This window comes from Bordetella genomosp. 8 (genome assembly GCF_002119685.1).
GTDB lineage: Bacteria > Pseudomonadota > Gammaproteobacteria > Burkholderiales > Burkholderiaceae_B > Bordetella_C.
In genome coordinates, this window is the sequence record NZ_CP021108.1 from 5963053 (window position 1) to 5976519 (window position 13467).

The following is a 13467-nucleotide window of genomic DNA, read 5'->3' on the forward strand; positions in this document are numbered from 1 at the left end:
AGACATCATTCACCCGTGCGGCGAAGGAATGACCGGCGTGGCCGCAATCCTGGGAGGCCACGCATAGGAGAAATCCTCGTAGTCGCGGGTCAGGTTGGGGCTGTATGCGGGGTCTGCGGCCAGGATGCCGGGCCACGTGGATTTCATGTATTCCGATTCGGCCTTGAACCTGGCCTTTTTCTCGGGGGTATCTTCAAAGCCGCGCGTGACGGACTCATGGTGGTACAGCTCGGCATAGCCGGCGTAGACATTTCGATATCCCGCTTGACGAAGGCGTATGCAAAAGTCCACGTCGTTGAAGGCCACCGACAGTTTGTTTTCCTCCAGCCCGCCGACTTCCTGGTAAATCTGCCTGCGCACAAGCAGGCAGGCCGCGGTGACCGCGGACATTTCCTGCGTCAGGATCGCACGATAGAAATACCCAGGATGATTGCGCGGGAAATGCTTGTGGCCATGGCCGGCAATCCCGCCCAATCCCAAAATCACGCCGCCGTGTTGCAGCAGGTTATTGGGATAAAGCAGTCGCGCGCCCACGGCGCCGATGCCGGGTTGCAGGGCCAGCGACACCATTTCCCCGAGCCAATCGGGCGAAATGACTTCGATATCGTTGTTCACCAGCGCGACGAACTCGCCGCGCGCCATGGCCACGGCCTGGTTGTTCAATGCCGAATAGTTGAAAGGTCTGTCGTCACGCACAACGGTGACGCCATCGGTTCGCGCCAGCTCGCCGAAATATCGCAGCGCCGCGGGATCATCCGAACCGTTGTCTACCAGGATGATCTCGTAGTTCGAATACCGCGTCTTCTCGCGGATGCTGTCGATGCATTGCCGCACCAAAGACTCGCCATTGCGAGTCGGGATAATCAGCGATACCAGCGGCAACGTTTCCGGCAGGTCATAACGAACCCGATAGTAGCCACGCGGTTGCAGCGTCGCCCGCGCGCGCACGCCGATGCGGCCCAGATGGTCGTTCAGCGCTTTTTCGCCCGCCACCAGCGCATAAGGCTTGGCATCCCCCGCCTGCGCGGTGCTGCTGGCATGGATGCGCCAATGATAGAGAACACGGGGAACATGGATGATCTGCTCCGGCCGCAGCGTTTCCACATAGCGCAAGGCGAGATCGTAGTCCTGAGCGCCCTCGTAACCCAGACGGAAACCACCTAAAGCCTTCACTGCGGCGGTCCGATACGCGCCAAGATGGCTGATCAGGTTATAGGACAGGAATAATGTGTAGTTCCAGTCCGGCTTGAAGTGCGGCTCGCGCCGCTCATCCTTTTCCGTGATCTTGTCTTCGTCGGAATACACCAGTCCCGCGCCAGGATGCGTGGCGATGGCCTCGGCGATCCAAAACAGCGCGTGCTCGCTCAGAAGGTCGTCGTGATCGAACAGGCATATCCATTCGCCGCTTGCCAATTCCAGCGCGGAATTGGACGCGGCGGAGATATGTCCATTGCGATCCCGGAACACGATCTTGATGCGTGCATCCTTGGCCCGGTATTGCTCCAACGTTTCGCGGATGCGTGGATCCCCGGACGCGTCATCCGCGATGCACAATTCCCAATCGGGATAGATCTGCTTGCGAACGGACTCTATCGCGGCCACCAACCACTTCGGGTCGGGGTTGTAAACCGGCATCAGCACCGAAATGGTGGGCCGCAGGGGCATCCGCGCCACGGCAGCCGTCAAGGCCTGCCGCGTCTCGTCGGTCACGGTGTCATAACGCGCGACCCATTTTTCGTAGTTGTTCCTGTCCAGCGACGAACGACCGGACACGAGGGTGCTGATGAACGTCAGGCCTTGACGAATGCCAGCCACGCCGTCGCGGCGATACATGGCCCACGCCTTGCGCATGACATTGCGTGCGCCTCCCAGTTGGCGCAGGCCGCGCCGCAACGACGTCACAAGCCGCAGTGGTTTGAGCAGCTTGTCCTTCCACGGATTGCCTGCTTGAGTCGCTCGGTTCATTCAAAGAGGTCGGCGTCGGCCAGCTTCAATCCCAGCTTGTCCTTGTCCGACAGTCGGACTTCGGCGCCCCGCAGCTGATCGAGAGGCCACTGGATGGACAACGAGGCGTCGTCCCATGCAATGGTGCGCTCCGCCTGCGGCGCGTAATAATCGGTCGTTTTGTACAGGAAGTCCGCTGTGTCGGACAGCACCAGGAACCCATGCGCGAATCCTTCAGGGATCCACAGCATTTTCTTGTTTTCCGCGCTCAGGGTTTCGCCGACCCATTGGCCGAAGGTAGGCGACGATTTGCGCACGTCGACCGCCACGTCATACACGGTGCCTATCACCGCTCGCACCAGCTTCCCCTGCGCCTGCGAAATTTGGTAGTGCAATCCCCTCAGGACACCCTGTACCGAACGGGAGTGGTTGTCCTGTACGAAATCGACATCGCGGCCGACAGCCTCGGCGAATTGCCGCCGATTGAAGCTTTCGAAAAAGAAACCGCGATCGTCGCCGAATACTCGCGGCTCGATGACCAGAACATCAGGGATGGCGGTGGGAGTGATCTTCACGTACGAACCTCGTTCTTCAACAGCCGCATAAGATATTGCCCGTAGCCGTTCTTTGCCAATGGCAGCGCAAGCTTTTCCAGCTGCGCCGCGTCGATGAAACCTTGGCGATAGGCGATTTCCTCAGGGCACGCCACTTTCAGACCCTGGCGGTGTTCTATCGTTTCAATGAAATTGCTGGCCTCGATAAGGCTTTCATGTGTTCCGGTATCCAGCCAGGCATAGCCGCGGCCCATGATTTCCACGGACAGCTGGCCCCGCTCCAGATAGATACGATTGGCATCGGTGATCTCGAGTTCGCCGCGCGCGGACGGTTGGAGATTGGCCGCAATGTCGATGATCTGGCTGTCGTAGAAATACAGGCCGGTCACCGCGTAATTGGATTTGGGCTGCTTGGGCTTTTCTTCCAGCGACGTGGCCCGCCCCGAAGTGTCGAAATCGACCACGCCATAGCGCTCCGGATCGTGCACGTGATACGCAAACACCGTCGCGCCTTCATCGCGCTTCATGGCGCCTTCCAGCTGGACATGCAGGTCATGTCCATAAAAGATGTTGTCGCCCAACACCAGTGCCGACGGTGCGCCGTCCAGGAAATCCTTGCCTATGATGAACGCCTGCGCCAGGCCGTCAGGACTGGGCTGCACGGCATATTGCAGATTGATGCCCCACTCGCTGCCGTCCCCCAGCAATTGCTGGAACCGGGGAGTGTCCTGCGGGGTGGAGATGATCAAAATATCGCGTAATCCCGCAAGCATCAATGTCGCGAGCGGGTAATAGATCATCGGCTTGTCATAGATAGGCAGCAACTGCTTGGACACAGCCTTCGTGACCGGATAGAGCCGGGTACCGGAGCCACCGGCGAGGATGATGCCTTTGCGTTGTCGTTGGACGGTCATGGTTTGTTCTCGGAAATTTCAGCGATCATGCGCTCGACGCCCGACTGCCAGGCAGGCAGGGACACACCGAAAGCGCCACGCAACTTAGCGGTGTCCAGCCGTGAATTCAGGGGGCGACGGGCGGCCGTCTTGTAGGAGCTGGTTGGCACCGGGGCTACCTTGTCCGGCGTTGCCTTCAGTTCGAAGCCGCGTTTCAAGGCCACGCTCAGGACCAGCCTGGCATATTCGTTCCAGGATGTCTCGCCGGCGGCGACCAAGTGGTAGAGACCGCAAAGCGCGGGCTCGCGAAGCGCGCGCACCATGGCATGCGCCGTGACATCGGCGATCAGGTCCGCCCCGGTCGGCGCGCCCTTCTGGTCGTCGATGACGGATAAAGCGTCACGCTCGCCCGCCAGCCGCAACATGGTTTTGGCGAAATTGCCGCCGCGCGCGGCATAAACCCAGCTGGTGCGGAAAATCAGGTGCCGGCACCCCGCGGCCGCGATGGCTTGTTCACCCTGGAGCTTGGTGCGCCCATACACGCTGACCGGCCCGGTGGCATCGGTCTCGGTCCACGGCCTCGCACCGGAGCCGTCGAACACATAGTCGGTGGAGTAATGTATGAGCAGCGCGCCCATCGCGGCAGCTTCGCGCGCGAGCACGCCCGGTGCCAGGCCATTCAGCAACTCCGCCTGTTCCACGTCGGATTCGGCTTTATCGACGGCCGTATAGGCCGCGGCATTGACGATAACGTCGGGCCGCACCGCGCGCACAGTCCGGGCCAGGCCGTCCAGGTCAGCCAAGTCACCGCGTAGCGTATGACCTTCGGCATCCATGGCTTCCCGCCCAAGGGCAACAAGCTCGCCCAGCGGCGCGAGCGCCCGCTGCAGCTCCCAGCCGACCTGACCGTTCTTGCCTAGCAGCAGTATCTTCACTGTTCCCGGCCCGTGTAGTTCTTGTCCAGCCACTGCTGGTAGGCGCCGCTCTGGACGTTGGCCGTCCACTCGGTGTTCTCCAGATACCAGGCCACCGTTTTGCGGATGCCGGTCTCGAAGGTTTCCGCGGGCTTCCAGCCGAGTTCCCGCTCGATCTTGTGCGCGTCGATGGCGTATCGGCGGTCATGTCCCGGGCGGTCCTTCACGAAAGCGATCTGCTGCGCGTAGGACGCGCCGTCGGCGCGCGGCTTCAACTCATCGAGAATCCCGCAGATCGTCCTGACAACATCCAGGTTCGCCTTCTCGTTCCAGCCGCCTACGTTATAGGTCTCGCCGGGCTTGCCGCCCGCCAACACGGTTCGGATGGCCGAGCAGTGGTCCTTCACATACAGCCAGTCGCGGATCTGTTGGCCGTCGCCGTAGATAGGCAGCGGCTTGCCGTTCACGGCGTTCAGAATAACCAGCGGAATCAGTTTCTCGGGAAAATGATAAGGGCCATAGTTATTGCTGCAATTCGTCGTCAGGACAGGCAAGCCATAAGTATGGTGCCATGCCCGGACCAGATGGTCGGACGCGGCCTTGCTCGCCGAATAGGGGCTGTTGGGTTCGTATGCGTTGGTTTCCGCGAAAGGCGGGTCGGATGGCTCCAGCGAGCCATAGACTTCATCCGTCGACACATGCAGAAAACGGAAGGCGGCTTTTTCCGCTTCCGGCAGCGTCGACCAATATCCGCGCACGCTCTCGAGCAGATTGAAGGTGCCGACGACATTGGTCTGGATGAATTCGCCTGGGCCGTCGATGGAGCGGTCGACATGCGATTCGGCTGCGAAGTTGACCACCGCGCGCGGTTTGTGATCGCGCAGCAATCGGCCGATTATGTCGCGGTCGCCGATATCGGCCTTGACGAAGGTATAACCCGGCTGGCCGGCCAGCGTGGCCAGGGTTTCGAGATTGCCCGCGTAGGTCAATTTATCGACATTGATCAGCGCTTCATCGGTTTGCGCGAACCAATCCAGTACGTAGTTTCCGCCGATAAAGCCCGCGCCACCTGTCACCAGTATCGTCATATCTATAGTTTCTTGAAAAAAGCGGCCACGATAAGACCGATATTGCCGGCAAGGGTTTGCCGGTACACGCCCGAACGCTTCAGCCCGACGAGGCGGCGTACGATACCACCGTGCCGGGATGCATCGAATTCCAGGAAGATTTTCTGCTGCGCGGCCGGCAATTGCGCCTTGATGCGGCGTATGCCGGCCACATTGGCGTCTATCCACCGGCGCAGTTGCCCTTGCATGAGCATGCGCAGCCTGAGCAGCCGCGCCGATAATCCCTGATTGGAACCAATCAGGTTGCCGCCATGCTGACGATACAACAGGCTGGGCACGGGGTCATAGACGACCCCGCCGCCGGCCGCCGTGATCGCGAGATAGGTCCACCAGTCATGCGCGACCACGTCCACGTCCGGTCCCGCCGCCATCAGGACTTGCCTGCCCGCCGCGTTGAACACCATGGTATTGCCGCCGCCGACATTCTGCACAAGTGCGTTCCGGAAATCCGGTTTTTGTGTAAAGAGAGGTGAAAGCCCCAGCGCCGCGCCCTGCTCGTCGACCAGTTCGGTGCGCGCGCAATAGAGCGCCGGCTCATGGACTGCCAGCGTCCGCAGTCCGGCGAGGCCGCGTGCCAGCTTTTCCGGCGCCCATACGTCGTCCTGGTCCGCGTACGCGAAATAGTCCGCGTCGATCTCCGGGCGGCAGACCAGGGACAGGAAATTGGCCGCGAAGCCGCGCGAAGGGCCGCGCAGCACTTCCAGCCTGTCCGACCCCCAGGCCTGCCTATATTCCGAGAGGATTTTCAACGTGCCGTCACTGGATCCGTCGTCCGAAACCCACACCTTCCAGTCGGTGTGGGTCTGCGCCCGTATCGAATCGAGCTGTTCGCGCAGGAAGCGCTCCCCATTGTAGGAACAAAGCAGGATGGCGACGTGGCCAACGGCAACAGCGGGCGCGGCCGCGGGGCCGTCCAGCACCGCACTGGAAGCGCTGATGGTGGCGGCGCTCAAGACTCGTCCGCCTCTTTCTTCACCATCAGCCAACGCGGCGTGGCGAAACGCACCAGCGTTCGATAGAGCATGATGTAGACGATGGAAAACGCAGCGACGAATCCCATCAACACATATTCGTATTGCCAGAAGAGCACGGCCGGAATGACGGCGAGCGAGGACAATACCCATAGATAGGGAGATGTCATCGCATTGCGCTGTGTTTTATGGCGCGCTTCGGTCGAACCGACCGCCCAGCGCACCAGGCGTTTATAGACGAGCATATGCAGATGCACGCCATCCGGCATGCCGGGCGAACGGCCGCGCAACCAGCGCTTGCGATAAATCGAAAACAGGGTCTCGAACACGGGGTAAATACAAAGCAGCAGCGGAAACCACGCGGAAACATGCGGGTGCCGATACAGCAGCAATATGGATAATTCGCCTATCATGTAACCGATGAAATATGCCCCGCCATCGCCGAGGAAAATAAGGCCGCGTGGGTAATTCCAAATCAAAAATCCGCCGATCGCCCCCATCATTCCGATCGACGCCACCACCAGAAGACGATCGCCCAGGTAAAAGGACACATAGGCCATACCGGCGAGAATCATGATGGAAACCACCGCCGCCAGGCCGTTGTAGCCGTCAATGATATTGATGGCATTCGCCGCGCCGCCGACGGCGATAGCCGTGCACAGCAGCGAAACGAACCAGAATTGCAGCAGCCAGTCGATGCCGATGATGTCCAGGCGCAGCACCGCGGCGTTCAACAGCCAGAAAGCCAGCGTACCGGCCAACATGGCGAGCAGCAGGCGCCAGATGGCCCGCACGCGCTTGGTCAGATCCTCGGCCAGCCCGCCCAGGAAGGCCGGCAGGCTACAGAGCAGCAGCAGCAGCAGCAGCAGCGGTTTGACCAGCGCCGGCTCGCGCCACCCGGCGGCGCCCGCGACCACCAGCATGCCGACCACCAGGGCGATGCCGCCCACGCGGGGCACTGGCCGGACGTGGTACTTCTGCACGCCCGTCAAATCCGTATCGCCGGTATAGCGCAAGTGCCAATGTCCGAGCCTGAGCGTCAAGAGCGTGAACGCGGCAGACGCGAGAAAGGCGATGGACACATAAAGCATCGAGTATTACCTACCCCTAAGACTCTTTTCCGGTTTTCAGGGTTGGCTGCACGAATCCATTTCGTGCGAACGGAAGTCTATTCCGGCGCAGCTCATCGTTACCCCATTGATGGCGCAACGATTTTACTTCTTTTTCCTCCCCGGCCTTTCCAGCTGCCTGCTTTCCGTATGTCACTGAGTCAATACAAAAATTTGGCTGCAAACGCTTATTCCTCGCTGCTGACGCGCCGCTGCCGCGTCAGCGTGGAACGCGGCAATTATTTTAGTTACATTTGACGTATTTAGTTATATTTCTGGTCGCCTAAGGTCTCCCGGTCAGCGCAAGTTCAGTTGCAACCCGGCACCGGTTGAGTATTCCACCCCGTAGCCTTTCGCAGCAATCAGGTCCAAAATGATCCTTAGAAGGCCAAATATAAGGAGACAGCCATGCGCATTTCCGATGCTCAATGGATTCCTTCTACCCAGCATCAGACCTGGGACGCACTGACCGATTGCGCGGTCCTGCGCAAGTGCATACCCGGCTGCGTGGAAGTCGAATGCCGGTCCCCGACGGAATATGCCTTTACAGTGCGCGCCAAGGTCGCCGGCCTGGGCGCCGACTACCAGGGTGAAGTCCTGCTGTCGGACGTCAACGCGCCGCACGGCTGTACCCTGGTCTTCGAAGGCAAGGGCAACGCCGCCGGCCTGGCGATCGGCACGGCCCAGGTGAACCTGACGCCCAAGGACCATGGGACTCGGCTTTCATACACGCTGGCCGCGATGGCCGGCGGCAAGCTGGCCGAAGTTGGCGAAGGCACGCTGCTGAAGGCCGCCGAGAAAATCGTCCAAAAGTTCTTCCTGAACTTCATCGACCACATGGCGGCGCAGCCGCACGTGGCGCCGCCCCCGCCTCCCCCGCCATCGGAAGCGCACGGCTTGCGGAACTCGCGCTGGTCCTGGGCCGTCGTCACCGTGCTCATCCTGGCGTTCGTGGGCTATCACACGTTCTTCACCTGAGCACCGGCCGCGGCAATAACCGGAGCGCCCCCAGCCCGGCGGAAGGTGTATGCTGCGTTCCCTCTCTGGCATACCCGCGTCGATCCATGCGCAGCCGTGACCTGATAGACCTGCTCGTATTGGCCGCCGTCTGGGGCGGCTCCTTCCTGTTCATGCGCATCGGGGTCCCGGAGTTCGGGCCTGCTCCCTTGATGGAACTGCGGGTAGGCCTGGCGGCGCTGGCGCTGCTGGCCGTGCTGGCGTGGCGCGGCGGAATACGAGCGATGTTGCGGCATTGGAAGCCGATACTCTGGGTCGGCGCCTTCAACGCCGCCCTGCCCTTTCTCCTGTATGGCTACGCGGCTCAGCGGCTGGGCGCGGGTTTCCTTTCCGTATCGAACGCCGTGACGCCGATGTGGGGCGCGGTGATAGGCTGGATATGGCTGCGCGACCGTTTGCCGGCCGGCAGGGTGGCGGGACTGGCCATCGGATTCATGGGCATCGTGGTGCTGGTCTGGGACAAGTTCGATTTCAGCGACGGCGGGACGGGCTTGCCGGTGATCGCCGCCTTGTTGGCGCCGCTGTGCTACGGCGTGGCCGCCAACAGCACCAAGCGCTACCTGGCGGGTGTGGATGCGCTGAGCGGCGCGACCGGCAGCATGGTCAGCGCGGCCCTGCTGTTGATGCCGTTCGCGATCTGGACGTGGCCAGCGGAGCCGGTTTCGGCCCAGGCCTGGGCGGCGACGATCGCCCTGGCGCTGGTGTGCACCGCGATCGCCTATGTGATGTTCTTCCGGCTCATCGCCAGCGTGGGCCCGACCGCCGCCGTCAGCGTCACTTTCCTGGTGCCCGTGTTCGGGGTGCTATGGGGCACGCTGCTGCTGGATGAAACCGTGACCGCGACGATGCTGCTGGGCGCCGCGGTCATCCTGGTCGGCACGGCGCTGTCGCTGGGCCTGGTGGGACGGCCCAGGACCGCGCGCGCGTAGACGAGCCGGGGTTCCCCCCACCGCTGCGCGTGCAGCGGGGCCCGGGGAACGAGCACCGACGGCGCAGCGGCGCCAATGCCCGCTACACCCGCTCGAATATCCCGGCCGCCCCCATTCCGGTGCCCACGCACATCGTCACCATCCCGTATTTCGCCTGCCGCCGCCGCAGGCCGTGGACGACGGTCGCGGCACGGATGGCGCCGGTGGCGCCCAGGGGGTGGCCCAAGGCAATCGCACCGCCGAGGGGATTCACCTTCTCCGGATCCAGTCCCAGATCGCCGATGACCGCCAGCGATTGCGCGGCGAAGGCCTCGTTCAGCTCGATCCAGTCGATATCCTGCTGGCTCAGGCCAGCCTGCTTGAGTACGGCCGGGATGGCCTCGCGCGGGCCGATGCCCATAAGTTCGGGCGCCACGCCGCGCACCGCGAATGATACGAAGCGGGCCAGCGGCGTCAGCCCGTGATCGCGCACGGCACGCTCGGACGCCAGGATCAGCGCGCCGGCGCCATCGGAGGTCTGCGAGCTGTTGCCCGCGGTGACGCTGCCACGCGCCGCGAACACGGGTTTCAAGCGTGCCAGGGCTTCGATGGAGGTATCCCGCCTGGGCCCTTCGTCGCGCAGGAATTCGCCTTGCGCGATGGCGATCTCGCCCGATTGAAGGTCGGCCTGGCGCGCGACGACGGGCACGGGCGTGATCTCGGCGTCGAATTCGCCGGCATCCTGCGCCGCAATGGCACGCTGGTGCGAACGCAGGGCGTAGGCGTCCTGGGCTTCGCGCGTGACCTTCCATTGGGCGGCCACGCGTTCGGCGGTCAGGCCCATGCCGTAGGCGATGCCGACGTCTTCGTCATCGGCGAAGATGCGCGGCGAAAACGAGGGGGCAAAACCCATCATGGGCACCTGGCTGAGCGACTCGGTGCCGCCGGCGATGACGACATCGGCTTCGCCAACGCGGATACGGTCGGCGGCCATGGCGATGGCGCTCAGACCGGACGCGCAGAAGCGGTTGACGGTGATGCCCGGTACGCGGTCCGGCAGGCCCGCCAGCAGGACCGCGATGCGCGCGACATTCAGGCCTTGCGCGCCTTCCGGCCGCGCGCAGCCGATGATGGCGTCATCAATGGCGGCGGGGTCCAGCGTAGAGGCCTGGGCCAGCGCGGCGCGCAGGATGTCGGCCAGCAGTTCGTCCGGCCGGGTGTTGCGCAGCGCGCCCTTGGGGGCCTTGCCCACCGGCGATCGGGTGGCGGCGACGATATAGGCGTCTTGCAGGGTTCGGGTCATGTCGGCGTTCCTTTCGTGTGCGGTGGCTGCGATGGCTGCGGTGGCTACGTAGGCCGTCGGGCGATACGCGGGCTGCGCTTCGATGCGGGCATGGCTAATTGCGCACCGGCTTGCCGGTCTTCAGCATTCCCATGATCCGCTCATGCGTGCGCGGATTGCCCAACAGGCGAAGGAAAGCGCGGCGTTCCAGCGCCAGCATCCATTCCTCGTCCACCAGGGTGCCCGGATCGACATCGCCGCCGCAGATGACGTGGGCGACGCTGCGCGCGAGTTCGTAGTCGTATTCGGAAATGAAGCCGCCATCGCGCAGGTTGACGAGTTGGGCGGACAGCGTCGCGGCGCCGTCCGCGCCCGCCACCGGGAACGGCGCATCCAGCGGCGGCCGCCAGCCGGTATCGGCCAGCGCGGCGGCATGGCGGATGGCGGCGTACAGGACTTCGTCCTCATGCATGACGATGGGATCGGACTCGCGCAGGTAACCGATCTGGCGTGCCTCCAGCGCGGAACGCGAGACCTTGGCGGTGGCGACGGCTTCGGCGAATTTCTGCAGGAACGGCAGCAAGGGCATGTCCGGCGCGGTGGCGGCGCGCTGTTCGGCGGCGCGGCGCGCGCAATACGCCAGGCCGCCCGCGCCCGGCACCAGGCCGACGCCGATTTCCACCAGGCCGATATAGGTTTCCAGATGGGCCACGCGGGCCGCGGCATGCACCGCGATTTCGCAGCCTCCGCCCAGCGCGAGCCCTGCCATGGCAACGACGGTGGGTACCAGGGCATGGCGGAACCGTTGCGCCACGCGTTGCAGGTCGCGCTCCAGCGGCTCGATGGCGGCGGGGCCGCCCTGCATGAAGGCCGGCAGCATGGCCTGGAGATCGGCGCCCGCGGAAAACGGCGGGCGATCCTGCCACACCACCAAGCCGCGGTAGCGGGCTTCCGCCAGATCGACGGCATGCAGCAGTCCCTGGGTGACGGCAGGGCTGATGGTGTGCATCTTGGTCTTGAACGAAGCGATCAGCACGTCGCGGTAGCCATGGCCTTCCACCAGGGTCCAGAGCCGGATCGCCTCGTTTTCGAACACCGTGCGTCCGGGCGCCTGGTCGGGTTCGCCCACCAGGCGCGGCGGCGCGAGCTGGCGGCGGTACACCGGCAGGTCGCGGCGGGGCTGGAAGACGCCTTCATGCGGATTCCAGGAGGCCCCGTCCGGCTGCTCGCCTCCCGTGCGCCGGGTGCCCGTATGCACGCCACCGTCCTGTACGACCAGGCCGCCCAGGACCCAATCCGGCAGCGGCGCGGCCGACAGGGCGAGTCCGTTGTCGATGTCTTCCTGTATCCATTGCGCCACGGTGGTCCAGCCGGCAGCCTGCCAGACCTCGAAGGGCCCTTGCGCGTGGCCGAAGCCCCAGCGCATGGCGAAGTCGACATCGCGCGCGGTGTGGGCGATGTCGGCCAGATGGACCGCCGCGTAATGGAAGGTGTCGCGCAGCAGGGCCCACAGGAACTTGCCCTGCGGATGAGTCGATTCGCGCAAGGCGCGCAGGCGCCGCGCGGGATCGCGTTCCGCCAGCGCGGCGGCGACCGATGCGTCCACCGTGCCGTCGGCCGGCACGTATTGCCGCGACGCCGGATCCAGGCGCAGGATGGCCTTGCCGTCCTTGCGGTAGAAACCGGCGCCCGACTTCTGGCCCAGCGCCCCCTGGTCGAGCAGCGCCGTCAAGACCGGGGGCGTGGCGAACGCCGCGCGGAAGGGATCGTCGGGCAGGCCGGTCTGCATCGTGCGTATCACATGGGCCAGGGTATCCAGGCCCACCACGTCGGCGGTGCGGAAGGTGCCGGATTTGGCGCGGCCCAGGCGGGCACCCGTCAATTCGTCGACGACGTCATAGCTCAGGCCATGGCGGTCGGCCTCGATCATGGCCGCCAGGATGCCGAATACGCCGATGCGATTGCCGATGAAATTGGGCGTGTCCTTGGCGCGCACGACACGCTTGCCCAGATCCGACACCAGGAAGGTCTCCAGCCTGTCCAGGAGACGGGACTCGGTGTCCGCGGCGGGGATCAGTTCGACCAGCGGCATGTAGCGCGGCGGGTTGAAGAAGTGCACGCCGCAGAAGCGGGGCCGCAGGTCCCGCGGCAGGGTCTCGGCCAGCGCGGCGATGGACAGGCCCGACGTATTGGTCGCCAGGATGGCATGCGGCGCCAACGCGGGCGCGACGCGCTGGTATAGATCGCGCTTCCAGTCCAGGCGTTCCGCGATGGCCTCGATCACCAGGTCGCACTCGCGCAGACGCGCCAGGTGCTCGTCGTAGTTGGCCGGCTCGATGTGCGCCGCCAGCTCGGGCAGAGCCAGCGGCGCCGGATTCAGGCGCTGCAGGCCGGCGATGGCCTTGCGGGCGACAGCGCTGCGATCGCCGCCATCGACGGGGAGATCGAACAACACGACCGGGACGCCGGCGTTGACGCAGTGCGCGGCGATCTGCGCGCCCATGACGCCCGCGCCCAGCACCGCGATCCGCCGGATGCGAGCGGGGCCGTCGCCCTGCAGGTCGTTATGTCCGTTCGCGCCGGAGCGCGATACGGATGGGATGTCGCCAACGAGGGTCATGGCCTGTGTCTCCTGCGGTGCCGGGGTCGTGCCGTCCGCCGCGGTGTCAGCGAACGGCCAGACCCCATTGTGTCGGATCTCGCGATGGAGCGACACCCCGGCGAACCACGCGAAGCCGGCCGGTCCGA

At 64.0% G+C, this 13467-nt stretch carries 11 protein-coding genes; 2 read left to right on the forward strand and 9 right to left on the reverse strand.

The window, feature by feature from the left end; genetic code table 11:
- Positions 1 to 9 precede the first annotated feature (9 nt).
- From CAL12_RS26995 to CAL12_RS27025, 7 genes are read right to left on the reverse strand one after another with little or no spacing between them, the layout of a single operon-like run.
- Positions 10 to 1965, reverse strand: a complete 1956-nt coding sequence (locus tag CAL12_RS26995) for a glycosyltransferase family 2 protein (RefSeq protein ID WP_086067426.1) — start codon at positions 1963 to 1965, stop codon at positions 10 to 12.
- Positions 1962 to 2519 (reverse strand): dTDP-4-dehydrorhamnose 3,5-epimerase, encoded by a 558-nt coding sequence (gene rfbC, locus CAL12_RS27000; protein ID WP_086067427.1) that lies wholly within the window; start codon positions 2517 to 2519, stop codon positions 1962 to 1964. Before rfbC ends, CAL12_RS26995 begins: the two co-directional genes overlap by 4 nt.
- Entirely contained in the window at positions 2516 to 3412 is an 897-nt protein-coding gene (gene rfbA, locus CAL12_RS27005) for a glucose-1-phosphate thymidylyltransferase RfbA (RefSeq protein WP_086067428.1), read from the reverse strand. Before rfbA ends, rfbC begins: the two co-directional genes overlap by 4 nt.
- Positions 3409 to 4326 carry a dTDP-4-dehydrorhamnose reductase gene (gene rfbD, locus CAL12_RS27010; protein ID WP_086067429.1) on the reverse strand — a complete coding sequence of 306 codons (918 nt, stop codon included), beginning with the start codon at positions 4324 to 4326 and terminating at the stop codon, positions 3409 to 3411. The genes rfbA and rfbD overlap by 4 nt, the downstream gene beginning before the upstream one ends.
- A complete protein-coding gene (gene rfbB / locus CAL12_RS27015) occupies positions 4323 to 5393 on the reverse strand; it encodes a dTDP-glucose 4,6-dehydratase (protein ID WP_086067430.1) in 1071 nt (356 codons plus the stop codon). The genes rfbD and rfbB overlap by 4 nt, the downstream gene beginning before the upstream one ends.
- 2 nt (positions 5394 to 5395) lie before the next feature.
- Positions 5396 to 6385: a glycosyltransferase family 2 protein gene (locus tag CAL12_RS27020; RefSeq protein WP_232464644.1), complete on the reverse strand. Its 990-nt coding sequence runs from the start codon at positions 6383 to 6385 to the stop codon at positions 5396 to 5398.
- Positions 6382 to 7494: an MraY family glycosyltransferase gene (locus CAL12_RS27025; RefSeq protein ID WP_086067431.1), complete on the reverse strand. Its 1113-nt coding sequence runs from the start codon at positions 7492 to 7494 to the stop codon at positions 6382 to 6384. The genes CAL12_RS27020 and CAL12_RS27025 overlap by 4 nt, the downstream gene beginning before the upstream one ends.
- A gap of 426 nt (positions 7495 to 7920) precedes the next feature.
- Between CAL12_RS27025 and CAL12_RS27030 the strand changes: the two genes are divergently transcribed.
- Both CAL12_RS27030 and CAL12_RS27035 read left to right on the forward strand, forming a co-directional pair.
- Positions 7921 to 8490, forward strand: coding sequence for an SRPBCC family protein (locus CAL12_RS27030; protein ID WP_086067432.1), 570 nt, complete (start codon positions 7921 to 7923; stop codon positions 8488 to 8490).
- Between the two features lie 86 nt (positions 8491 to 8576).
- On the forward strand, positions 8577 to 9458 hold the full coding sequence (locus CAL12_RS27035) for a DMT family transporter (protein ID WP_086067433.1): 882 nt from the start codon (positions 8577 to 8579) through the stop codon (positions 9456 to 9458).
- An 82-nt stretch (positions 9459 to 9540) separates the two neighbouring features.
- On the opposite strand, the gene CAL12_RS27040 is transcribed toward CAL12_RS27035, so the two are convergent.
- Together CAL12_RS27040 and CAL12_RS27045 are read right to left on the reverse strand one after the other, a co-directional pair.
- A complete protein-coding gene (locus tag CAL12_RS27040) occupies positions 9541 to 10740 on the reverse strand; it encodes an acetyl-CoA C-acyltransferase (RefSeq protein WP_086067434.1) in 1200 nt (399 codons plus the stop codon).
- Between the two features lie 94 nt (positions 10741 to 10834).
- A complete protein-coding gene (locus CAL12_RS27045; RefSeq protein ID WP_086067435.1) occupies positions 10835 to 13339 on the reverse strand; it encodes a 3-hydroxyacyl-CoA dehydrogenase/enoyl-CoA hydratase family protein in 2505 nt (834 codons plus the stop codon).
- Positions 13340 to 13467: the final 128 nt, after the last annotated feature.